20 protein-coding genes, 1 tRNA gene and 1 rRNA gene are annotated in these 23040 nt (G+C 36.9%); 15 read left to right on the forward strand and 7 right to left on the reverse strand.

The window, feature by feature from the left end; translation table 11 throughout:
• Positions 1–156 precede the first annotated feature (156 nt).
• A 5S ribosomal RNA gene (gene rrf, locus VK91_RS18480) occupies positions 157–272 on the forward strand.
• Between the two features lie 159 nt (positions 273–431).
• Here the strand turns inward: rrf and VK91_RS18485 are convergent.
• On the reverse strand, positions 432–1496 hold the full coding sequence (locus tag VK91_RS18485; protein WP_048394910.1) for a Xaa-Pro peptidase family protein: 1065 nt from the start codon (positions 1494–1496) through the stop codon (positions 432–434).
• A 209-nt stretch (positions 1497–1705) separates the two neighbouring features.
• On the opposite strand from VK91_RS18485, the gene VK91_RS18490 reads away from it, so the two are divergent.
• The 6 genes from VK91_RS18490 to tsaD all read left to right on the forward strand — a co-directional run bounded on the left by VK91_RS18490 (position 1706) and on the right by tsaD (position 5382).
• A tRNA-Asp gene (locus tag VK91_RS18490) sits at positions 1706–1781 on the forward strand.
• A gap of 467 nt (positions 1782–2248) precedes the next feature.
• A complete protein-coding gene (locus VK91_RS18495; RefSeq protein ID WP_048394912.1) occupies positions 2249–2587 on the forward strand; it encodes a hypothetical protein in 339 nt (112 codons plus the stop codon).
• Positions 2588–2767: 180 nt separating this feature from the next.
• Entirely contained in the window at positions 2768–3217 is a 450-nt protein-coding gene (gene tsaE, locus VK91_RS18500; RefSeq protein WP_048394914.1) for a tRNA (adenosine(37)-N6)-threonylcarbamoyltransferase complex ATPase subunit type 1 TsaE, read from the forward strand.
• The gene (tsaB, locus tag VK91_RS18505) at positions 3214–3921 is read left to right on the forward strand and encodes a tRNA (adenosine(37)-N6)-threonylcarbamoyltransferase complex dimerization subunit type 1 TsaB (RefSeq protein WP_048394916.1); all 708 of its coding nucleotides are present in this window, start codon (positions 3214–3216) and stop codon (positions 3919–3921) included. Before tsaE ends, tsaB begins: the two co-directional genes overlap by 4 nt.
• Complete coding sequence (gene rimI / locus VK91_RS18510; protein WP_048394918.1) at positions 3914–4366, forward strand: ribosomal protein S18-alanine N-acetyltransferase; 453 nt, start codon at positions 3914–3916, stop codon at positions 4364–4366. The genes tsaB and rimI overlap by 8 nt, the downstream gene beginning before the upstream one ends.
• The gene (gene tsaD, locus VK91_RS18515) at positions 4366–5382 is read left to right on the forward strand and encodes a tRNA (adenosine(37)-N6)-threonylcarbamoyltransferase complex transferase subunit TsaD (RefSeq protein WP_048394920.1); all 1017 of its coding nucleotides are present in this window, start codon (positions 4366–4368) and stop codon (positions 5380–5382) included. Before rimI ends, tsaD begins: the two co-directional genes overlap by 1 nt.
• Before the next feature lie 434 nt (positions 5383–5816).
• On the opposite strand, the gene VK91_RS18520 is transcribed toward tsaD, so the two are convergent.
• Positions 5817–7760 (reverse strand): ATP-binding cassette domain-containing protein, encoded by a 1944-nt coding sequence (locus tag VK91_RS18520; RefSeq protein WP_048394922.1) that lies wholly within the window; start codon positions 7758–7760, stop codon positions 5817–5819.
• Between the two features lie 253 nt (positions 7761–8013).
• Here VK91_RS18520 and VK91_RS18525 point away from each other — a divergent pair, with 253 nt between their 5' ends.
• The 3 genes from VK91_RS18525 (at position 8014) to tatC (ending at position 9842) form a co-directional block, all read left to right on the forward strand.
• On the forward strand, positions 8014–8649 hold the full coding sequence (locus VK91_RS18525) for a redox-sensing transcriptional repressor Rex (RefSeq protein ID WP_004224350.1): 636 nt from the start codon (positions 8014–8016) through the stop codon (positions 8647–8649).
• Positions 8650–8814: 165 nt separating this feature from the next.
• Positions 8815–9000: a twin-arginine translocase TatA/TatE family subunit gene (locus VK91_RS18530; protein WP_008176991.1), complete on the forward strand. Its 186-nt coding sequence runs from the start codon at positions 8815–8817 to the stop codon at positions 8998–9000.
• A 17-nt stretch (positions 9001–9017) separates the two neighbouring features.
• Complete coding sequence (tatC, locus tag VK91_RS18535) at positions 9018–9842, forward strand: twin-arginine translocase subunit TatC (protein WP_048394925.1); 825 nt, start codon at positions 9018–9020, stop codon at positions 9840–9842.
• A gap of 77 nt (positions 9843–9919) precedes the next feature.
• Here tatC and VK91_RS18540 read toward each other — a convergent pair whose 3' ends face one another.
• Positions 9920–10684, reverse strand: a complete 765-nt coding sequence (locus VK91_RS18540; RefSeq protein WP_036075465.1) for a CPBP family intramembrane glutamic endopeptidase — start codon at positions 10682–10684, stop codon at positions 9920–9922.
• A gap of 171 nt (positions 10685–10855) precedes the next feature.
• Here VK91_RS18540 and groES point away from each other — a divergent pair, with 171 nt between their 5' ends.
• The 5 genes from groES (at position 10856) to VK91_RS18565 (ending at position 16121) form a co-directional block, all read left to right on the forward strand.
• Positions 10856–11140, forward strand: coding sequence for a co-chaperone GroES (groES, locus tag VK91_RS18545; RefSeq protein ID WP_048394927.1), 285 nt, complete (start codon positions 10856–10858; stop codon positions 11138–11140).
• A gap of 129 nt (positions 11141–11269) precedes the next feature.
• Positions 11270–12901, forward strand: a complete 1632-nt coding sequence (gene groL, locus VK91_RS18550) for a chaperonin GroEL (protein ID WP_036075467.1) — start codon at positions 11270–11272, stop codon at positions 12899–12901.
• Between the two features lie 353 nt (positions 12902–13254).
• Positions 13255–14334, forward strand: a complete 1080-nt coding sequence (locus VK91_RS18555; RefSeq protein WP_009374126.1) for an iron ABC transporter permease — start codon at positions 13255–13257, stop codon at positions 14332–14334.
• 4 nt (positions 14335–14338) lie between these two features.
• Positions 14339–15100 carry an ABC transporter ATP-binding protein gene (locus VK91_RS18560; RefSeq protein WP_048394930.1) on the forward strand — a complete coding sequence of 254 codons (762 nt, stop codon included), beginning with the start codon at positions 14339–14341 and terminating at the stop codon, positions 15098–15100.
• 10 nt (positions 15101–15110) lie between these two features.
• A complete protein-coding gene (locus tag VK91_RS18565; RefSeq protein ID WP_048394931.1) occupies positions 15111–16121 on the forward strand; it encodes an ABC transporter substrate-binding protein in 1011 nt (336 codons plus the stop codon).
• A 79-nt stretch (positions 16122–16200) separates the two neighbouring features.
• Here the strand turns inward: VK91_RS18565 and VK91_RS18570 are convergent, their stop codons facing one another.
• The 4 genes from VK91_RS18570 to VK91_RS22590 form a co-directional block, all read right to left on the reverse strand.
• Positions 16201–16857 carry a 4'-phosphopantetheinyl transferase superfamily protein gene (locus tag VK91_RS18570; RefSeq protein ID WP_048394933.1) on the reverse strand — a complete coding sequence of 219 codons (657 nt, stop codon included), beginning with the start codon at positions 16855–16857 and terminating at the stop codon, positions 16201–16203.
• The gene (locus VK91_RS18575; protein WP_048394935.1) at positions 16854–20024 is read right to left on the reverse strand and encodes a non-ribosomal peptide synthetase; all 3171 of its coding nucleotides are present in this window, start codon (positions 20022–20024) and stop codon (positions 16854–16856) included. The genes VK91_RS18570 and VK91_RS18575 overlap by 4 nt, the downstream gene beginning before the upstream one ends.
• A 136-nt stretch (positions 20025–20160) precedes the next feature.
• Complete coding sequence (locus VK91_RS18580; protein ID WP_048394937.1) at positions 20161–21909, reverse strand: methyl-accepting chemotaxis protein; 1749 nt, start codon at positions 21907–21909, stop codon at positions 20161–20163.
• A gap of 525 nt (positions 21910–22434) precedes the next feature.
• Complete coding sequence (locus VK91_RS22590; RefSeq protein WP_082148177.1) at positions 22435–22905, reverse strand: hypothetical protein; 471 nt, start codon at positions 22903–22905, stop codon at positions 22435–22437.
• Positions 22906–23040 lie beyond the last annotated feature (135 nt).

Below are 23040 nucleotides of genomic sequence, written 5' to 3' on the forward strand. Positions count from 1 at the left end.
TTTGAAAGAATAAATCTTTCAACAAAAAAAGAGAGCTTCAAGACACAAGTAGTACAAGGAAGCAAACGAGTGATTGAAGGAGCGTACTTCTGTACGTGACTGATTGAACGAGAGCAGCTGACGCAGTAATACGCCGTGTATTGGAGGTCGCATAAGTCTAGTGATGATGGCAAAGAGGTCACACCCGTTCCCATACCGAACACGGAAGTTAAGCTCTTTAGCGCCGATGGTAGTTGGGGGCTTCCCCCTGTGAGAGTAGGACGTCGCTAGGCAAACAAAACAGTCAGCTGTGTGTTGGCTGTTTTTTCTTTTATAAAAAGAGTAAGTACAAAGAATTTATTGTACTTACTCTTTAAAACATTTGTTATATATCAAAGTAAGCAGCTAAACTTCTTTAATGATATCTCCATATAAAACATCACTTTAATGGGCTATAAAATAATGAGTTCCTTAGGAGAGTGAGTGATGACTTCCACACCTTCTTTTGTAACGATAACATCATCCTCGATTCGAACACCACCTACATTAGGTATATAAATACCCGGTTCGACAGTTAGTACCATATTTTCTTCTAACATGTCTTTACATATGGTAGACATAAATATGTTTTCATGGATATCTAAGCCTATACCATGTCCTGCACCGTGTCCGTAATTTTGTCCATATCCCTTTTTAGTAATGAAGTCTCGTGAATAACTATCGGCCTCTTGTCCAGTAATACCAGCCTTCATATTGGAAAGGGCATGCTGTAAGGCACCATAAACTATTTGATATACTTCTTTTAATTGCTCTAATGGTTCTCCAACAGCAATCGTTCTTGTCATATCAGAACGATAACCTCGGTAGTAAGCACCAAAATCCATTGTCAACATGTCACCTTGCTCCACTATTTTAGAGGATGCTACACCATGTGGGAGTGCTGAACGATGGCCAGAAGCAATAATCATATCGAAGGCTGCACCTGTTGCACCATTTTTTCGCATATGAGACTCTAATTCATAGGCAATCTCAAGTTCTGAAATACCTGGTTTGATGAATGTCAGAATATGATTAAACGCCTCATCGGAAATCCATGCTGCTTTCTTAATTATTTCAATTTCTTCTGGTGTTTTAATCATCCGTAAATCTTCTACAATAGTAGGCATTGGTTTTAATATAGCTGTCAATTTGCTCTTCATTAATTGATAGCTAAAATAAGTTACATGATGTTGCTCAAAACCAACAGTTTGAATTAATTCCTGTTCAAGAATTTCCTGAATGGTTTCATATAAATGGTTGCGATCAATCTCTAGTACTTCAAAGGTGTCACACTGATTTGTTGCTTGCTGAGTGTAGCGGAAGTCTACTAATAAAAGTGCGCGTGTCTTTGTTACAATAACTGTACCTGCACTACCTGTAAAACCTGTTAGATAGCGACGATTTTGAGCATTTGTGATAATAATTGCATCGGTATTGTGGAGCTGTAAGGCTGCTTGTAATTGTTCTAATTTTGACATGTTATGTTTCCCCCTTCAAAGTTAAATATACTGCAAAATTTGCATCATGTTTAGAGCTTATATGAAATTAGATGTTGATTATGTGGAAAATGCATTGCAGGATAACCTCTATCCTAGATTAAAGAGTGTTGGAAAATATATTAAAAAAATGTGAAAAAAGATATTGTATATCTATATTTTCTATGATATATTTATAAATGTCTTAAAGAGGTCCCGTGGTGTAGCGGTTAACATGCCTGCCTGTCACGCAGGAGATCGCCGGTTCGATCCCGGTCGGGACCGCCATTTAAATTGATATTACAGTCCTTATGATTTTACATCATAGGGACTTTTTTGTATGTGATTGGAGTATGGATCCAATTCATCTTTCAGGAGTTTATCAGTAAATTAAGTAGAAATTACATGACAAATGAATAATGTCGAAAGGATCAACACTGCCTAGTAGAAACACAGAGGCTAAAAGCATAACATTTTGTGAAGTATTTGAGACCAACTTCCCTTTATTATTTCATAAACAACATCTATTTCCCTAAAACATATCAAGTGTATCTAAAAAATGGCTTAAATCGCTGTGAAATGATCGATAATATTGCCATAAACATAGCGAATTTCATATATTTAACATTATCTAAAAATAGTAAAAATTACCGATAAATGATAGCGTTTCTATAAGGTAAAATTAGAGATGTTTCTAATATAAAGATTAGGGGTAAAAAAGTAGATGTAATCGGATTGGCTACGGAGGTGTTTATATGAGCAAAGATTATTCTTTTAAAAGTATTTATTTCCCTTTGCTTATTGGTTCCATGATAATGATGGTAGGCTGTGGAGATCCTATTATGGAGATTGAAGAATCAAATGCGTATCACTGGCAAAAAAATATGAACGAAGTAGAATTTGAGAAATTAAAAAATGATATGTCATATATTGAGGTAGTAGAAGCAGCAGGCGGCGCAGGTAAAAAAATCAAAAATAATGAATATCGTTGGAATGATGAAATCTTGATGACACAGGCCTATATAGTAAAATTTAAGGATGATAAACTAATTGGCAAAGAAATCATAGCAGTGAAAGGTCATTCAAACAGATAAATAGTTGTCACGTCTTTGTAAAAGAAGGCGTGTTTTTTTATTTAAATGGCTACCTATGTCATAAAATTAGGCTTTTTAACGAAGATAATCTATGTAGGATATAATGATATTGGATGCTTTGAACATTTTCGCTAGTTTAGGTAAACTAGAGGTAATGTAGTGATGAGAGGAAAAATGAGAATGTATGAAATAATCATGAATTCAGTTGATGATACAGAGCGTTTTGCCGTGACACTTGCAAAATTACTAGAAGCTCAAGATACAATTACATTAGAAGGAGATTTGGGTGCAGGCAAGACAACGTTTACGAAGGCCTTAGCAAAAGGGCTTGGTGTGAAAAGAACGGTCAACAGTCCAACATTTACAATCATTAAACAGTATGAAGGACGTTTACCCTTCAATCATTTAGATGTTTATCGTTTGGCTGAAAGTGACGAGGACCTTGGTTGGGATGAATTATTTTATGGAGATGCAGTATCAGTGGTAGAGTGGGCGCATTTAATAGAACAGGATTTGCCACGGAATCGATTAGCGATAGAGATTTATCGAATCGGAGACAATGAACGACGATTTGTGTTAATACCTAGTGGGGAACGCTATGAGGCACTATGTGAGGAGCTAATGAAATGATTTGGTTAGGAATAGAAACAGCGAATACACCACTTTCCGTTGCTATTGTGAGGGATGGAAAAGTGGTAGCTGAGCTGGTACAAAATATAAAATTAACACATTCAGCAGGCGCAATGCCCGCTATTGAAGAGGTATTAGCAAGAGCAGGTTTGAAGGCAGGCGACTTGGATGTTATTGCAGTGTCTGAAGGGCCAGGTTCGTATACAGGGGTCCGTATAGGTGTAACATTAGCGAAAACCCTAGCATGGACATTACAGATACCTTTAGTTGGTGTCTCTAGCTTAAAAGCATTAGCTGCAAATGCTACCCTTTATAATGGATTAATTTGTCCAATTTTTGATGCAAGAAGAGATAATGTTTATACAGCTGTTTATCAAGGAGTGACTCTAGAGGCTCTTGTGGAGGATCATCATGCACATATCGCTGATTTATTAGAGCGTTTAAGGGCATTAGATGCACCTATTTTATTTGTAGGAACAGATGTGGGCTTATTTTGGGATAACATTGTAGAGGAGCTTGGCGATAACGCTTTTCGTGCACCTTTTAGTCTTGACTTGCCACGTGCAACGGAAGTTATTCGTGTAGGAACTAAAGTGGAATTACCGAGTGTTGAAGCTACTCATCACTTTGTCCCACAATATAAACGAATTGCAGAGGCTGAAGCAAATTGGCTGAAAGAACAGAAGGAGAAAGAACATGAGTAGTGATGTAACTTATCGTAAAATGGTTTCTGATGATGTACCAGCAGTTTATGAAATTGAAGTAGCTTCATTTCCTGTACCTTGGACGTTGGATTCCTTTTACTATGAAGTACATGAAAATCAGTATGCCCATTATGTGCTGGCTGTTGATGCAAGTGGACGTATTATTGGTTTTTGCGGGATGTGGATGGTTATAGATGCAGCCCAAATTACGAATGTAGCTGTTATTGAGGCAGCTCGTGGACGAGGTATAGGCGAGGGATTAATGCGTGAGGCAATGCAAATAGCTCGTTTACATGGAATGGAGGTTATGACATTGGAGGTACGAGTAACGAACACAGTTGCACAAAATCTTTATCGTAAGCTCCAATTCCAAGATGGTGGTATACGGAAAGGCTATTATACGGATAACGGGGAGGATGCCCTTGTCATGTGGGTGAATTTATAATGAATAATGGATTGATATTAGCAATAGAATCAAGCTGTGATGAAACAGCTGCAGCGATTATACGAAATGGTCATGAAATCGTGTCGAATGTTGTTGCTTCTCAAATAGAGAGTCATAAGCGATTTGGTGGCGTTGTTCCTGAAATTGCATCACGCCATCACGTTGAACAAATTACGATGGTAATTGAAGAAGCATTAGCTCAAGCAAATTTAAAGCCGGTAGATTTGGATGCGGTTGCTGTTACAGAGGGTCCGGGTCTTGTAGGGGCATTGTTGATTGGCATTAATGCAGCGAAGGCTTTTGCCTTTGCGAATAACCTACCAATTGTAGGTGTGCATCATATTGCAGGGCATATTTATGCCAATGCGCTTGTTCAGCCGATGGAGTTCCCTTTATTAGCACTAGTAGTTTCAGGCGGTCATACAGAGCTTGTCTATATGAAGGAACATGGCTCTTTTGAGGTCATTGGTGAAACAAGAGATGATGCAGCTGGTGAAGCTTATGATAAAGTGGCGCGTGTTTTAAATTTACCTTATCCTGGTGGGCCACATATTGATCGTCTTGCTCATGAGGAAGGAGAGGCTGTTCCTTTTCCAAGAGTATGGTTGGAAGAGGATTCATATGATTTTAGCTTTAGCGGTTTAAAATCAGCTGTCATCAATTATAAACATAATATGGATCAACGAGGTGAAGCTATTTCACCAGCAGCTGTCGCCAAGGGCTTTCAGGAAAGTGTTGTTGAAGTACTGACTGCTAAGACATTACGTGCTGCTCGCGAATATCAGGTGAAACAGGTTATTGCAGCTGGAGGTGTAGCAGCAAATAAGGGGTTGCGAATTTCTTTGGAGACTGTATTTGAAGAGGAAGGTATCCCGTTTTTTGTACCGCCGCTTAAATTGTGTACTGATAATGCGGCAATGATTGGCGCAGCAGCTATGCCGATGTTTGAGGCTGGTATTCGAGGAAACTTAATGATGAATGGACGTCCAGGAATGGAGTTAAAATCCTGGGTATAGTGTAAGAAAGAGGTATCTATATTTTTAGATATCTCTTTTTTTAATTGTCGAATAATTGTTGATAAAAAAGAACCGTGCTAAGGGAATAGTCAGTAGAGGCATCACAATTGACAAATTTTTCAGAAAATTATCCACAGGTAAAGGAGCGAATTAAATGGCGAACACGCGTACTTATGCACAAATTGTTGATAACTTGTGTATAACTTGTGATTATTCAATATATAGTAGCTGGTTTTATACGATAGAATGTGGATAAAATAAATTTTCATTGTGGACAATGTGGAAAACTCTGTTGATATGTTGGTACTACTAGATTTGTAGTGTGAATAAAACTGTGGGCATTTTTTGTCGAAAAATAGCACTTGACCAATATATATGAAAAATGAAGACAAGTAAAGAAAAAGCCATGTGACCTTTCACATGGCTTACATCATTTACATACTAATATTTTCAAGTTCTTCATTTAACTCAAGCCATTCTAATTCTAATAGCTCATGCTGTTCTTTAGCAGTTGCTAATTCTGCTTGAAGCATTGAAATTTTTTCATGGTCGGTAAAAATGGCAGAGTCACAAAGAGCTTCTTCTAGTCTTGCAACAATAGCAGATGTTTCTTGCATCTTGCTTTCTAAATCTTCAATCGTACGTCTAATTTGACGTTCACGCTTTTTTGCTTCTTTATCAATTTTTGATGTAGAGGTTTTATCAGGTAGGTCTTGCTGTACTTGTGGTTGGGAGGCAGCCTTCATTTGTGCTAGCTCCAATAGTTCCTGCTTTTTCTCAACGTAATAATCGTAGTCACCTAAATATTCAAATGAACCCGTTCCAGATAACTCCACCACTTTTGTTGCGATACGATTAATGAAGTAGCGGTCGTGTGAGACAAATAGAAGCGTACCTGGATAATCAATCAAGGCATTTTCTAATACCTCTTTGCTATCTAAGTCCAAATGATTGGTAGGCTCATCTAGAATTAAGAAATTAGCCTTTTGCATCATTAGCTTTGCGAGTGCAAGGCGTGCTTTTTCACCGCCCGATAAAGAGGATACAGCTTTATCCACATCTTCACCACTAAAAAGAAAACGCCCTAATACAGTTCGAATATCTTTTTCGTTCATGAGTGGCCATTCATCCCATAATTCTTTTAGGACACTCTTATTGCTCGATAGCTTTGCTTGCTCTTGATCATAGTAGCCGATTTGTACATTCGTACCATAACGAATACTACCTCCAAGAGGGGATAAATCTTTTACAATTGTTTTTAATAATGTCGATTTACCAACTCCGTTTGGTCCAACAAGGGCAATACGATCCTCACGAAAAGTGCGGAGGTTTATCCCACTAGAAATGGTACGATCGTTATAACCTATCGTTAATTCATCAACAGATAAAACATCATTTCCACTTTGACGTTCAATCGTGAAACCGAAACTAGCGGATTTCTCATCACCATCCGGCGATTCCATCCACTCGGTACGTTCAAGCATTTTACGTCGACTTTGTGCCATTTTTGTTGTAGAAGCACGTGCAATATTTTTTTGGATAAAATCCTCTAGCTTGGCCTTTTCATCTTGCTGACGTTCAAAGAGTTTGACATCACGCTCATAATTTTTAGCTTTTTCATCTAGATATGCACTATAATTACCCGGATATTTGGTAACGCGATGACGAGATACTTCGTAGACAATAGAAACGACTTGGTCTAAGAAGTAGCGGTCATGGGAAACAATTAAAATAGCGCCTTCATAGCCCTTTAAATAGGATTCCAACCAAGATAGTGTTTCGATATCTAAATGGTTCGTTGGCTCATCGAGAATTAAAAGATCTGGTTTACTAAGTAAGAGCTTAGCAAGTGCTAAACGTGTGCGCTGTCCACCAGATAAGGAACTGATGGGTTTGTCATAGTCTTCGGAATAAAATTGCATACCATGAAGGACTGACCGTATGTCTGATTCATATTGATAGCCACCTGCATCTTTAAACGTATGCTGTAATTGATCGTATTCCGACATAACTTTCGCATACATAGTAGGGTTTTCATAGACAGTAGGATCAGCCATTTGTTGTTCAAGTGAGCGTAGCAGCTGTTCTTGGGCTAAAAGAGATTCAAATATAGTCATCATTTCATTCCAAATTGTTAGCGTAGAGTTTAATCCTGCATGTTGCTCTAAATAGCCTATTTGAATATCCTTTGGGATAATGATATCACCTGAATCATAAGACATTTGACCAGCAATTATTTTTAATAAAGTAGATTTACCTGCACCGTTTCGTCCTACTAAGGCAACACGGTCACGGTGTTGAACTTCTAATTTAACACCACTTAAAATTTCATCTGCAAGAAAGGATTTAGTTAGTTGATTGACCTGTAAAACAATCATTCTTGACACCTCAATTCTACCTTAGTGTAATGGATGAACGATTTGCATGCAATGTCCGTGCTTTACTTATTCCTAGCAGTCATGTAAGATTGAAACGATTTCTTTTTAGTTAGCTGCGTATAAGGCGCCATTAACTAAAGAGAAATACAGCAGGGGATTGCAAAAATGTTGTATATTGTTAAGGATGAATGTATTAAAATTAGTAGTTAAAGACAGTAAAATTGATGGAGGTACATCATAAGGAGGAAAAAGTTTGAAACAAGAATTAAAAATTCCACAAGCCACTACAAAAAGACTTCCTCTTTACTATCGATTTATTCAAAACTTTGCACAAGAAGGTATGGAACGTATTTCGTCGAAGGAATTGAGTGAAGCGATGAAAATAGATTCTGCAACTATTCGCCGTGATTTTTCTTATTTTGGTGCACTTGGGAAAAAAGGTTATGGCTACGATGTGCAGCATCTATTACAATTTTTTAGCCAGACGCTTGATCAACATGAAACGACAAAAGTAGCGTTAATTGGTGTGGGGAATTTAGGCAGTGCATTATTAAAATATAATTTTCAAAAAAACCATAATACACATATTGTGGTAGCATTCGATTCAAAAGCACCGAAGGATGGCAAAATGATCAGTAACATTCCGGTTTTTCATCCAGATTTATTGGAAGAAAAATATGCAGAATACGGTGCAGAGCTTGCTATTTTAACCGTTTCACCACGCTCCGCTCAAAAAATGGCGGATCGCTTAGCAGCCATGAATGCAAAGGGAATTTTAAACTTTACGCCAGAGCGATTAACAGTACCTGATAGAATGCAGCTTTTAACCATCGATTTATCGGTAGAGTTGCAAGCGCTTATTTATTTAATTCGTAATCAGGAAGAGTGAAAACCATACATATTTTTTAGTGTAATTCACCGTTTCTGTCAAATAGATAATTTAAATAAAATGAGGTCAAATCAGTGAGTGTGACGAAAAACTTTCACATATAATTAGTTAGCAAAATGGCGAAATATGCGTTAAAATGATGGATATAAAGAGGAGGTGGCTGTAATGGGTGGTATTGGTCCTATGAGCCTCATTATTATCGGAGTTGTCGCGTTACTAATTTTTGGTCCTAAAAAGTTACCAGAGCTTGGTAAGGCATTTGGTTCAACACTACGTGAATTCAAAAATGCTACTAAAGGTTTAGCCGACGAAGATGATGATGATAAGAAAAAGAAAGAACTAGATAAGTAAGTTAGGATGTTTGAGGAATGAATCCAAAAGATCTAACTGTCATTGAGCATATAGAAGAATTAAGAAAACGGCTGTTCATTGTTGCCGTTTTCTTTGTTCTAGCTATGGCCGGCGCCTTTTTTGTCGCAAAGCCACTTGTAAAATACCTTCAAATGACTGGAGCCAAATATAATATAGAGCTTCATGCATTTGATGTAGTCACACCACTTGCAATTTATATACAAGTTGTTTTTATAATTGCATTTATTCTTTCATCACCCGTGTTGATGTATCAATTATGGTCGTTTATTAGCCCTGGATTAAGGGAAGTAGAGCGTAAAGCAACTCTAAGCTATATTCCGTATTCATTTTTATTGTTTCTTGCAGGGTTATCTTTTTCGTACTTTTTACTATTCCCATATGTCATCAAATTCATGATGAATTTATCGAATGATTTGGAGATACAGCAAACCATTGGTATACATGAGTATTTTACATTCTTGTTTAAGCTTACAATACCGTTCGGTTTCCTTTTCCAGTTGCCAATTGTTGTTTTATTCTTTTCACGAATTGGCATATTAAGTCCGGAATTACTAATTCGTATTCGTAAATACTCGTACTTCGGTTTATTTGTATGTGCTGCGATTATTGCACCACCTGAGTTGGCTTCGCATTTAATGGTTTCAGTTCCGCTGTTTATTTTGTATGAAATTAGTATTATGATTTCACGAATTGGCTATAAGAAATATCTTAAATCCGAAGAGATTCGATTAAAAGAAGAACAGGAAGCGGAGCAAAAGCGCCAGATTGAAGAAGCACTTGAGCAGCAACGACGACAAATAGAAGAATTGAATCAACAGTAATAAATAAAGCTCGGTGCCCTAAATGGGACACCGAGCTTTTGTGTTATTTTTGCATCTTACAATCGCTTTACAAAAATTTATTGCATTTTTTCGAGTTCTTGAAGAAACTTTTGCAATGGTTCCGCATAGAATTGTACAAGTGTCACAAATCCATTAAGCATGACGTGTGCAATAATAGACGTCCAAATGCGCTTTGTTTTGTGATATAAAAAGGCGAAAATTAAACCACAAATGGTATAAAGCAAGATATGTGAGAAGTCGAAGTGTATAATCGCAAAGAAAATGGCACTCACAATTGCTGCCACCCAGAAATTTGTTGTTTGGACAAGCGAGCCAAAGATCACTCTACGGAAGACGAATTCTTCTAAGATTGGCCCGAATACAACAATTGCTAATATGGCGATGGGAGCACCTTTAGCTATCGCGACAATATCTGCAGTATTTTGTGAGCCTCCTTCAATACCGAAAACAGCCATCTCAATAGCTGCACCAATCATTTGTCCAAAGAACACTAGGAAGAAGCCGATGATTCCCCACACAATTGTAAGAGGTATCGTTTCTTTTTTTCCTTGATAAATGTTCCAAAATGCTTTATCTCGAGATGTAAGGATTAAGCTTAAAATGAGCGCTACTGCAAAACTTAGTGCAATATACCAACCTTGAGTAATAGGAGCCGCTTGTTCAGAAGCTAAACCAGTTACCTTCATGATGAGCTTATGGAACGGTAAGAGCAACCATCTGCTAGAGATTTGCATCAAGATATAAATCAGCAAAACATACAGGGCTGTTTTTTTATGTTTCGTTACTTTTTGAGAATTAGTCACAGTCAAAATCCTTTCCATTCATATGCTTCCTTTCTATTGTAGAGGAATATGGAAAGAAAACAAAATTTTTTGAAGTTCTGACTTGCAAAAAAAAGAGTGATTGATTATCATAATAATTGTGTTAGCACTCATTGATATAGAGTGCTAATAAATATCAACAATTATTTAATTATTAGGAGGTTGTTTCACTTGTTAAGACCACTAGGAGATCGTATTGTAATTGAACTAATCGAGGTAGAAGAAAAATCTGCATTCGGTATTGTACTACCTGACTCTGCAAAAGAAAAACCACAAGAAGGTAAAGTAGTAGCAGTTGGGACAGGTCGTGTATTAGAGAACGGGCAACGTGTAGAGCTTGACGTTAAAGTTGACGACCGCATTATTTTCTCTAAATACGCTGGCACAGAAGTTAAATTTGAAGGTAATGAATACCTAATTTTACGCGAAAGCGATATTCTTGCAACTATTGAATAAGAACTTTAAAGGCACCTTACGTAAGGTGAATACTTATTGTTTGCATAACAAATGTGACAATAAGGTGAAATTGATATAAATATATTGAAGAAGCTTAACGAATATTCCATTTCAGGAGGGTAAATTCTCATGGCAAAAGATATTAAATTCTCAGAAGACGCTCGTTCATTAATGTTACAAGGTGTAGATAAATTAGCAAATGCAGTAAAAGTAACATTAGGACCAAAAGGACGTAATGTTGTTTTAGAAAAAAAATTCGGTTCACCACTTATTACAAATGATGGTGTGACAATCGCTAAAGAAATCGAACTAGAAAACCCATACGAAAACATGGGAGCAAAATTAGTAGCAGAAGTTGCTTCTAAGACAAACGAAATCGCTGGTGATGGTACAACTACAGCAACAGTATTAGCTCAAGCAATTATTCGTGAAGGCTTGAAAAACGTTACAGCTGGCGCAAATCCAGTAGGTATCCGTAAAGGTATCGATAAAGCAGTTGCTGCAGCACTTACTGAATTACACGCTATTTCTCGCCCAGTAAGCAATAAGGAAGAAATTGCACAAGTTGCTGCTATTTCTGCTGCTGATGATGAAGTTGGACAACTAATCGCTGAAGCAATGGAGCGCGTTGGTAACGATGGTGTTATTACAATTGAAGAATCAAAAGGCTTCACAACAGAGCTAGATGTAGTAGAGGGTATGCAGTTTGATCGTGGCTATGCGTCTCATTACATGGTAACTGATACAGATAAAATGGAAGCGGTTCTTGATAACCCATACATTTTAATTACTGATAAAAAAATTACAAACATTCAAGAAGTATTACCATTATTAGAGCAAGTGGTGCAACAAGGTCGTCCACTTTTAATGATTGCTGAAGATGTAGAAGGTGAAGCTCTTGCAACACTTGTTGTGAACAAACTTCGTGGTACATTTAATGCTGTAGCAGTAAAAGCACCAGGCTTCGGTGATCGACGTAAAGCAATGCTTGAAGATATTGCTATCCTGACAGGTGGACAAGTGATTACAGAAGAATTAGGCTTAGACCTAAAATCAGCTGATATTTCTGCACTTGGTCGTGCAGCAAAAGTTGTTGTAACAAAAGACAACACAACAATCGTTGAAGGTGTAGGCGGAGCAGACGCAATTGAATCACGCATTGGTCAAATTCGAGCACAACTTGCTGAAACTACTTCAGAGTTCGATAAAGAAAAATTACAAGAACGTCTTGCTAAATTAGCAGGTGGTGTAGCAGTTATCAAAGTTGGTGCTGCAACAGAAACAGAGCTGAAAGAGCGTAAACTTCGTATTGAGGATGCTTTAAACTCAACTCGTGCGGCTGTTGAAGAAGGTATCGTATCAGGTGGTGGTACAGCACTTCTTAACGTCTATGCAGCAGTGGAAAAAGCGGCTGAAGCAGTAGAAGGCGATGTAGCTACAGGTGTGAAAATCGTTCTACGTGCTTTAGAAGAACCAGTTCGTCAAATTGCTAATAATGCTGGTCTTGAAGGCTCAATTATCGTAGATCGTCTAAAACGTGAAGAAGTTGGCATTGGTTTCAATGCAGCAACTGGCGAATGGGTAAACATGATGGAAGCAGGCGTAGTAGACCCAGCAAAAGTAACTCGCTCAGCTTTACAAAACGCAGCATCAGTTGCAGCCCTATTCTTAACAACAGAAGCGGTTGTAGCAGATATCCCTGAAGCAGCACCGGCAATGCCAGATATGAGCGGCATGGGCGGTATGCCAGGAATGATGTAAGATTTAGTTAGTCTATAAGCACAATCTTTTAAGTAATATGACCACTTTCCATAGTTTTATGGAAAGTGGTTTTTTATTTTGATTTTTTATTAGAACAGAGTTTAAATAAAAATCCTTAAATTTTCTTCGCTATATAATATCCGGAATTTACAATGAGCTGTTTTAATTTCTATCGGAACAATAATTTTAGCGAATTAAAACCCGCCAGTAGTGGAATATTTATCTACTGAATGTATGCATAATCTATAATTAAAAATTTTCCTGTTGTTTTTCAATGGATTATCACTTACAATACAAAATGAAAATGATAATCGTTATCATTAACTAAAAGTTTAATAGATAGAGGTGAAATTTTGGATAGACAGGAAGCTAACAGAATAGGAATGGGCAATATTTATTATGTTATTATCTTGCTTTTAATAGTCTCTATTTTAATATCTGCCGTTTTTTCTGTATCAATAGGACAAGTCAGCATTCCTTTCAAGCAATCGATGGATATTTTGCTACATACTATATCCAATGGAAAACTTGGAACACTTGATAGTGTGGAAAGTGAATCCTATTTGAATATTATTCTACAGGTCAGAATGCCGCGTGTGGTTTTTGCCTTATTGATTGGTGTCGGTCTTGCATTGTGTGGGGCTGTCATGCAGGCAGTTGTCCAAAACCCGCTTGCTGATCCATACATACTTGGTATTTCTTCAGGAGCGTCATTAGGTGCAACCTTTGCTATTCTAGTTGGTTTTGGGAGTAGTGCATTGTTAGCACAATTTGGAGTAGCCTTTGGTGCATTTGCAGGGGCGATGATTACCTCTATGGCAGTGCTTATCTTATCCAGCATTGGAGGTAAAGCAACCTCAGTAAAATTGGTTTTATCAGGGGTTGTTATCGGTGCATTATGTAGTTCGTTTTCAAGCCTTATCATCTTTTTTGCCAATAATGCAGAGGGCATTAAAACTGTTACGTTCTGGTCTATGGGGAGTTTAGCATCTGCCAGCTGGGACAAAACACCAATTTTAACAATCGTGATTGTACTAGGAGCTGCATTATTCCTTTTCCAACATCGTGTGCTAAACACAATGCTACTTGGGGATGAATCAGCTATCACCTTAGGGATCAATTTAAGTGCTTATCGTAAATTATATATGATTCTTACCTCGCTTATTACAGGAACGATGGTCGCTTATGCAGGTATGATCGGTTTTGTTGGTTTAATTATTCCACATATCACAAGAGGTATTTTCGGGGCAGATCACAAACGATTAATGTTAGGAACATTGCTCTTAGGAGGCCTTTTCATGATTTGGGCTGATATTCTGTCTAGAACATTAATCCAAAATGTGGAATTACCTATTGGTATTATTACTTCTGTCATTGGGTCACCATTATTTATCTATATGATTGTAAAAAAAGGTTACAACTTCGGAGGGTAGAACAATGGAATTAGTAGCAAAGGAAATAGAAGTAAAAATCGGCAAAAAGGAAATCGTAAAAAACGTATCCATTCATGTGAATAAGCAACAATTTGTGGGCTTAATCGGACCAAACGGATGCGGAAAATCAACTTTACTGAAAAGCATTTATAAAAGCCTAGTACCTCAAAAAGGGATGGTCTTCTTAGATGATTTAGATGTTTTAAAAAGCGCCGAAAAAAAGATTTCTCAACACTTAGGTGTAGTTGGACAATTCAATGAAATGCACTTTGATTTAACGGTACAACAAATGGTGATGTTAGGTAGAACACCTCATAAAAAAATCCTAGAGTCAGATAACCAAAAGGATTTTGACATCGTAGAAGAGGCATTGACAAGAACGAATTTACAATCTTATAGAGAGCGCAGTTTTCTTTCACTATCTGGTGGTGAAAAGCAAAGGGTTATTTTAGCTAGAACGATTGCCCAGCAGCCTAAATTTATGATTTTGGATGAACCAACAAATCATTTAGATATTCGCTATCAAATTGAAATACTATCCTGTGTAAAAAGTTTAAATATCGGTGTTTTAGCAGCTCTTCATGATCTAGAAATGGCAGCACATTACTGTGATTATCTTTATGCAGTAAAAGATGGTGAAATCTATGCACATGGTACACCCCAAGAAGTTTTAACACCAGAAACAATAGAAGCTTTATATCATATCAAATGTCAAACGTTTACTAATCCAGTGACGAATGGATTAGGCTTTGCATATGGACTGTAGGAGGAAAAACATGAAGAAAAAATTATTATTAGGAATTGGTTTAGCGGCTTTATTAACATTAACAGCCTGCGGTAACACATCAAAAGATACATCTAAGGAAAAACAAACAAAAGAGCATTATCCACTGACAATTGAGAACTTTACAAAGGCTGAAGGTGGATCAACATGGGAAAAGAAAGATCAAGTATTTGATAAAGCACCAGAAAGAATTATGGCAAATACACGCCCAGCTGCAGAATTATTATTACATTTAGGATTAGGCGATAAAATCGTTGGTGTTGGTGCAAACTTTGGTGCAGTTGATAAAGCTGTTGAAGAAGAGTATGCTAAGCTAAATATTTTAAGTGATGAATATGTTGGGAAAGAGGTTACATTAGGTACTGATCCTGATTTAGTATTTGGTCGTGGTGGCTTATTTGATAATGCTGAATGGGGAGTAGGGACAGTAGATTCGCTTAATGAAATGGGTGTAAAAACATATGTTTTAGAGTCATCCGTAACAGGCGGCACATATGATTCTATTTATAAAGATATAAAGAATATTGGTGAAATTTTTAATGTTCAAGACAAAGCAGATAGCTTTATTAAAGAATTAAAAGGTCGACAACAAGATATTTCCTCAAAATTAGAAAGTATAAAAGAAGAAAAAACATTTGCCTATTTGCATACAAATGATCCAAAAGAGCTTTTTGTTTATCCAGCACACGATGAAACATTCTTTAATGATGCATTTAAAATGGTTAAATTAGATAATATTTTTAAAGATGAAACAGGCGATGTAAGTGTTGAAACATTAATTGCAGCAGATCCAGATGTATTAATTCTTCCTAACTGGGACGGTTCTGATTTGACAAAAGTACGTGAAGAAATTTATGCGAATCCTAAACTATCAAGCATGAAGGCTATTAAAAATAAACAAATGTATATTGTAGATTACAATTACATGTTTGGCTATGGCTATAACACAATTGATGGAATGGAAGCATTAGCAAAAGAAATGTATCCAGACTTATTTAAATAAAACAAAAAGTGCTGTCCTAGCGGGTCGAATAAATGACACGTTAGGGCAGCGTTTTCTTAATACGGAGGAATAATTATTGTTATGGCTGTAGAAGCTGCTCTTTATTTAATATTGTGGTTATTAACTTAGAATTTTCATTGTTCCAGCAGACGGATACAGGATGCTGCTGATCGAGATAGAGTAATTGGGTAAAAAGGTCTTTCCTTGTTTTTTTTATGTTGGTGGTATCAAGCAAATATGGCGATAGGATTGGCAATAAGCCTGTTTTAAAAAGGGCCTCTTTTAAAGTCCAAAACTCATAAAAAACATGTAAAGGCTGATGAGAGACCAATTGACGCTCTGTCTCGGAAAGCGCATAAATCATCATATCTTCACTAACTGGCTTTATTTCTTCAACATCAATGCCCACTCGTCCGATAGTGGTGACTGCTAACACTATCCAATCCCCAGAATGAGAGAGATTAAAATCTCCCTGCCAATGAGGGTGTCCTGCAATATAAGGGCGCCCAAATTCATTATGAGCTAGTTGTAACAGAACGTCATCTATATAGGGAAGGAGTGCCCATCTAATAAGAGTGCTACCTAGCAACGCTCTTTGCTGATCCTGCCAGTGCTTGTATTGCTGAACTTTTCTTTGCACCTCAAAAGGAAGTGCTTTAAGGAAAGCATCCCGTTCTGGTGGTGCTAACTGTACTCCTAGAGGAAGTGCAAATAACTGTATAGTTTGTTTTATCATCTTATATTGACTTGTTTTGGTTCAGGAAAGTAGCCTGTATCAATGCCATATTGAATCATTCTGTAAATAAAGGCTTTATTTGGTACCGCACATTCAATCTTGGTATGAGCTAAAAATTCTATCGTTTTTTTGCAATTGAAGATAAATGGGGAGTCACTTGCTCCATCACCTTCAAGCTGCGCAATAGCTAACGATAAATATTCCTGTACATCTTTTGAATGATCACCATTTAATAGCCAATCTGTATACTCTTGTGTTGACACAATTGTTAGGTCATAACCAATTTCCTTAAGCATATCGATTAATTCTAAATAAGTAAGCGATACAGGGTTACATAAATGGAAGACATGGCCGTTGGTTGCTGGCTGGCTTGCCAAAGAAACAAGTGCCTGACTAGCATAATTGATTGGTGTGAAGTCAACATGCCATTGTGCGGTAGGTGTTTTACCTAAATAAAGCATTGATTTAATCATACGGTAAAAGGCATTGTCATCGATATTACGTTGGAATTTACCTGTTTCAGAATGACAGCTTAAATTTCCTACACGATAAATGGAGACAGGGATTGCATCCTGTACAGCGTTTCGAACAAGGTTTTCTGCTTCTAGCTTACTTTGAGTATAAACATTATCAAGCTTAACATTGTAATTGAAGTTACCTTTTGCTTCATTTGGTCCCCATTGTATGGCGGCTAGCTCCTCTGGAATGCCAATTGTCGATACATAATGGAAATGCACACCTGGTTTCTGTTTGGCTATTTCAAGCAAGTAGCGAGTTCCATTCACATTGACATTATTAAAATGATCAGCTGCACCGAAGTGACGTACATCTGCACCACAATGAATGATAGCATTAATTTCTTTCATAATGATTTTTTCATCTTTATCAGATAAGTGTAGTCGTTGCTTCCCTAAGTCACCTTGGATAACAGTAATACGATCTTTCATCTGCTGAGCAATGGTATTGCCAAAATAAAATTGCATACTCTCTCTTAGTTTATCTTCAATCGTAGTTTGGGTGCTTGGTCGAATAAGGCAATATATGTGCGCAGTTGTTGTTGCTAATAGCTCATATAATACATGACTACCTAAATAACCTGTAGCACCTGTTAGTAATACCGATGTCATTGGCAAGGGCTTCACATTTTGGGAGACTTTTAGAGGACTAGGCTCCATTAAGTCCTTGAATACAATGCTTTTAGCTGGCTCGTCTTGATCTTCAATCGCTTCTGGTTGATAATGACGAATATAATGATCCAGTTCAGCAATCGTTTGATATTGGAAGAAATCCTGAATCTTTAAGAATGGTATATGTTTTTTCACTTGTACAAGAATCTCGAGCACTTTTAGCGAATGCCCTCCGATATGAAAGAAGTTATCGTGAATGCCAATTGGCTCAATACCGAGTACAAATTCCCATGCAGTAGCAAGCATACGCTGTGTATCATTTTCTGGGGCAATATATGTAGTACTGCGTGATAAAGTTAATTCCAATGAAGCTAAGTGTTTTCGATCAATTTTTCCTGTAGGGGATAATGGCATTTCTTGCAATTCAATAAATTGCTCTGGCACCATATAATCTGGTAAAAGATTTGCTAAGTAGTCCCTTAAAAGATTCTCCTCAAGCTGCATCCCACTTGCCACCGTATAGTAGGCAAATAAATGATTATTCCCATCAGCCATTTTCTTTGCAATGATCACAGCTTCCTGAATGCTCGTATGATTGCTCAATACTGTTTCGATTTCACCAAGTTCAATACGGAAGCCTCTTACTTTAATTTGAGAGTCTTTACGTCCAACAAATTCAATGACACCAGTTGGCAATAGTCGAACTAAATCACCTGTTCGATACATTTTTTGATCTGGCTTTAAGAGATGAGGTACAAATACTTCAGCTGTTTTTTCAGGCTGATGTAAATAACCTGCTGCTAAACCAGCACCAGCAATACATAATTCTCCGATTACATTAACGGGACATAGCTGATCGTCCGTGTTAATAACGTACATTTCATAATTGGCGATTGGTCTACCAATAGGGATACTAGATTGCATGTCTGTTATCTGACTTTTCACCTTAAAATAGGAGGACAATACTGTACATTCAGTTGGTCCATACACATTAATAATTTCTGTAGAGAGTCCAAATTTGTCTTGCCATTTTTGAACAATGGCAGGCAATAGGGCTTCACCACCTACAGATAAATAATTTAATGTCGAAAGCTTTTTTCTATAGCTTACTGGTAAATGTGTAGCTAGCTGTGTAAAGAAGGCATTTGGAACAGTAGCGGTCGTTACTTGCTCACGGTCGATCATATCAGCAAATGCCTCAATGGACAAACGCTCTATACTTGTAAGCATATGAAGTCTTGCACCTGAAAATAAAGCAGTAAAGGTTTCTGTTATAGAAGGGTCAAAACTAAAAGAAATAAACTGGGAATAAACATCTTCTTTAGTTGAATGGTAGATTCGTTGATTATCTGTTATTAAATTAATGACAGCCTCATGCTTAAGCATGACGCCTTTTGGCTTACCTGTTGAACCAGATGTATAAATAATATAGGCTAAATCGGATGGAAGAATTTCACATTGGATATTTTCCTGTGAATATCCTTGCTCCATTTGGTTGATTGTGAACACTGTGCGTGTTTGGGAATCATTATGTATAAAATCATTCAGTAGAGCTGTATGTTCGTTTTTCGTTATGATAAATGGAGCACCTGTATCGTTTAATAGGTACTGACAACGTTCTTTTGGATAGCTCGGATCAATGGGAACATAAACTCCACCAGCTTTCAGGATACCTAACAAACTAATGACGGTTTCTTTACTGCGTTCCATAACTATCGCTACATAGTTTCCTTTTTGTAGACCGTTGGCAACTAACATATGAGCAACTTGGTTGGATTGTTCATTTAGCTGACGGTAGGTAAGTTTTCCACCTTCATAGGATAATGCGATTCGTTCCGCAAATTTTTGTGCTGCCTGATAAAATACGTCAGGTATTGTGGTGTTTTGATCGTAGTCAGCTATTGTACGGTTTAACGTTTGATATGCGAGTAAGTCTTCTCTGTTTAATAATTGTGTACTATTGGATTGAAGTGTTTGTTGGTCAAAAGAAAGCGTATTATTCTGTGATGGGTGTACATCAAATTCTTTTTTATTATTCAATTATGACAACTCCTATTTTAGAAAAGGGCCGACACCTATCAAGGAGCGATTATCGTCATTAGGTCCACAGTAGTGAATCGATCTGTGAGAAACTAACGGACATAACTCTCCTTAATAAGGGCAGCCCTTTCATTTTTTATTTCACTACAAAGGTATTAACAACATTCATTAATTCATCAGATAGCTCGGATAATACTTGAGCTTCTTCAGAAACTCGTTGTACTGTATTCAATTGAGAGGCAGAAGTTGCTGCTACTGCTCTTGTATTGTCCTTTGAATTGACTGAAAAATCTTCCATATCTTTTACAGCAGATGTTACTTCTTCCATACCAGCTGCCATTTCTTCAATTGTTGCAGAAAGCTCTTGAATTTGCCCTGTCACATGGTGAATGGAAGTTAATATCTGGCTAAATGATTTTTCTGAGTCATTGATCATGACAATACCATGATCTACTTCTTCTACAGCGTGAACCATGATATTTACAGATTCGTTTGTATCATGCTGGATATGAGAAATAAGTGTAGAAATTTCTCTTGCAGATGCCTCAGATTGCTCTGCAAGTTTACGTACCTCATCAGCAACCACTGCAAAGCCACTACCAGCCTCCCCAGCACGTGCAGCTTCGATTGCCGCATTCAATGCAAGTAAATTGGTTTGCGAAGCAATCCCTGTAATGATTCCTACGATTTCTTCTATTTTATTGGAATGATCGCCAAGTAATTTAACAGAAGCTGCAGATTGGTTAACAGCTTTGCTAATAGCATTCATTTGTGCAACAGATTTATTTGTCGATTCATTCCCTCTTTCAGCTTCCTCTGATGCTAAAATCGAGGATTCTGAAATTTGATTGGACGTCATGGCAATACGTTGAATACCAATATTCATTTCTTCAATGGTAATTGTACTTTCTTTTGCCTTTTGTACTTGAAGATCAGCGCCACTTGCAATCTCCTGCATGGAAGATGCTACATTATTATATGAATCGGAAGCTTCTTGCATATTTACAGATAAAACATTGGCTGTGTTTGAAACACGCTCAGAAACAATCGTTGTACTCTTAATAACATTTTTTAAGTTATCGATCATAGAATTAAAATTTTGTGTGAGCATTCCTACTTCGTCTGTTGAAGTAACTGGTAATGGTTCCAGCTCTAAATTACCTTCTGCGACTTTTTTAGATTGTAAGGAAAGTTGTTGAATTGGTGTTAATTTTTTTCTTAAAAGAGTGTAAACAGCAATGGATGAACCAATTAAGAAAATAACCGTTACTAATAACGTCCATAGGGCTTCAGACATCGCTTTTCCTGTTACCATTGATACGTCATAGTCAATGGCATAAGCAGCCAGCATATTCCCATTCTCATCCAAGATTGGTGTAAGGCCTGTTTTATAGCTACCATATTCATCGCTATAAATATCTGTTGCTGTTGCTTTTTTTGTATCAAAGACTTCTTTAATTCTTGCTAGGAAATCTGGAGATAAACCCATTGCAATCATATCTTGGTTATACTCTGCCCCTAGTTCAAGTATACTAGATGATAGAACAGGTGCATTAATATTTTCACCGTTAACTGTAATTAAAAATAGATTGGTAATGCTATCTGAATTATCATTGATTGCATCCATTTCACTAGTTAATTGTAGAGCATCAGGGTTACTATTTGTAGGATTCTCTAATATCGATTTTAGTGTAGTAATATCAATGGTTTTGGCTAGGATCATGCCTTTGTCAGAAAGAGATTGATTCATGTCTGTTAAATTACTATTTCTTACTATATAATAAGAAAGACCTAAAGTAACTAATCCAAATAATAATAAAATACTCACTACTATTGCAGTTAATTTCTTACTAATAGACATTTGCTGCTTCTTGCGTGTTTTCATGCTTTTCCTCCTAATATGATATAGCAAATATTTCAAGCTAAGGACTATAAATGGATAATTTAGTCAATGTACTACACATTGAAGATGTTGATGTTATTCGTAGAAGTCCAGATGCGTGTTAACTATTTATAAATGCAAAATAATCTATTTATCCCCTATCATTTAACTACTATACTGCCAAAAAAATTGATTCACAACCCAGAAAACTTACTATTTCAAGTCATGATTTCTATAAATAAACGATGATATATAGTTTTTTAGTCTATATATTTTTTAGGTTAGGTTAAATTTTTACAAAAAGCTATATATTTCCTAGTATAAAAAAGAAGTATGCTCAGATCTAACTTATTTTTAGTTGATTAAAAATTTGGCTGAAATACCAATTTCCAATTCCTTGTTAGGGCTTTTTACTTATTTTGTCATGACTTATATGTAAAGGAATTTGATGATTATTGTTATGGGAATAAAATGAAAAAAGGTTATTTCTTTATTCTTAAATAAAGAAATAACCTTTTCTAATTGTTGCTAAGGCCGCGGATTACCAAATATGCCCGGTAAAATATTAGGGAGTCCTGGTATTAATGGTGGTGGGAAACCAGGATATTGCCCACCTGGACGTGGCGGATAAGGTTGCGGTGGATAAGGCTGTGGTGGATAAGGACGTGGCGGATAAGGTTGCGGTGGATAAGGCTGTGGTGGGTATGGACGCGGTGGATAAGGTTGAGGCGGATATGGTGGATATGGTGGATATGGTGGTGGGTATGGCGGCGGATAGGAACTACCAGGAGGTGTTCCTGTACCTGCAGCAGTGATTTGACTAACATCCACAGTCACTATTTGACCATTATCTAACTGAATTTCAGCAGTTCTTCCTCCAGTTCCGAATGTCCGAATTAATGTACCTGAATAAGTACCAGTAGGGAGTGTTACCCATATTTTCATACCTGGGCGAAATTGACTGTTAAAATCATCAGGGGCTAATCTAGGATAAACCAATGAAACACACCTTTCTTCATTTTTTCTAACATATGCCTATTACGATTTTTGTCATAGGCTATAGGCTATGGATGCTTAAGTTCGAATTTGTTATAAAATAAAACGATTTTCATTATAATAAGGGAAAAAGCTAAA

The sequence above is a fragment of the Lysinibacillus sp. LK3 genome, from assembly GCF_001043675.1.
Lineage (GTDB): Bacteria > Bacillota > Bacilli > Bacillales_A > Planococcaceae > Lysinibacillus > Lysinibacillus capsici.

Excerpts from the sequence above, each read along its gene's own strand:
- VK91_RS18485 (WP_048394910.1), bottom strand. The coding sequence starts at position 1,496 with ATGTCAAAATTAGAACAATTACAAGCAGCCTTACAGCTCCACAATACC.
- VK91_RS18495 (WP_048394912.1), top strand. The coding sequence starts at position 2,249 with ATGAGCAAAGATTATTCTTTTAAAAGTATTTATTTCCCTTTGCTTATT.
- tsaE (WP_048394914.1), top strand. The coding sequence starts at position 2,768 with ATGTATGAAATAATCATGAATTCAGTTGATGATACAGAGCGTTTTGCC.
- tsaB (WP_048394916.1), top strand. The coding sequence starts at position 3,214 with ATGATTTGGTTAGGAATAGAAACAGCGAATACACCACTTTCCGTTGCT.
- rimI (WP_048394918.1), top strand. The coding sequence starts at position 3,914 with ATGAGTAGTGATGTAACTTATCGTAAAATGGTTTCTGATGATGTACCA.
- tsaD (WP_048394920.1), top strand. The coding sequence starts at position 4,366 with ATGAATAATGGATTGATATTAGCAATAGAATCAAGCTGTGATGAAACA.
- VK91_RS18520 (WP_048394922.1), bottom strand. The coding sequence starts at position 7,760 with ATGATTGTTTTACAGGTCAATCAACTAACTAAATCCTTTCTTGCAGAT.
- VK91_RS18530 (WP_008176991.1), top strand. The coding sequence starts at position 8,815 with ATGGGTGGTATTGGTCCTATGAGCCTCATTATTATCGGAGTTGTCGCG.
- tatC (WP_048394925.1), top strand. The coding sequence starts at position 9,018 with ATGAATCCAAAAGATCTAACTGTCATTGAGCATATAGAAGAATTAAGA.
- VK91_RS18540 (WP_036075465.1), bottom strand. The coding sequence starts at position 10,684 with ATGGAAAGGATTTTGACTGTGACTAATTCTCAAAAAGTAACGAAACAT.
- groL (WP_036075467.1), top strand. The coding sequence starts at position 11,270 with ATGGCAAAAGATATTAAATTCTCAGAAGACGCTCGTTCATTAATGTTA.
- VK91_RS18560 (WP_048394930.1), top strand. The coding sequence starts at position 14,339 with ATGGAATTAGTAGCAAAGGAAATAGAAGTAAAAATCGGCAAAAAGGAA.
- VK91_RS18565 (WP_048394931.1), top strand. The coding sequence starts at position 15,111 with ATGAAGAAAAAATTATTATTAGGAATTGGTTTAGCGGCTTTATTAACA.
- VK91_RS18570 (WP_048394933.1), bottom strand. The coding sequence starts at position 16,857 with ATGATAAAACAAACTATACAGTTATTTGCACTTCCTCTAGGAGTACAG.
- VK91_RS18580 (WP_048394937.1), bottom strand. The coding sequence starts at position 21,909 with ATGAAAACACGCAAGAAGCAGCAAATGTCTATTAGTAAGAAATTAACT.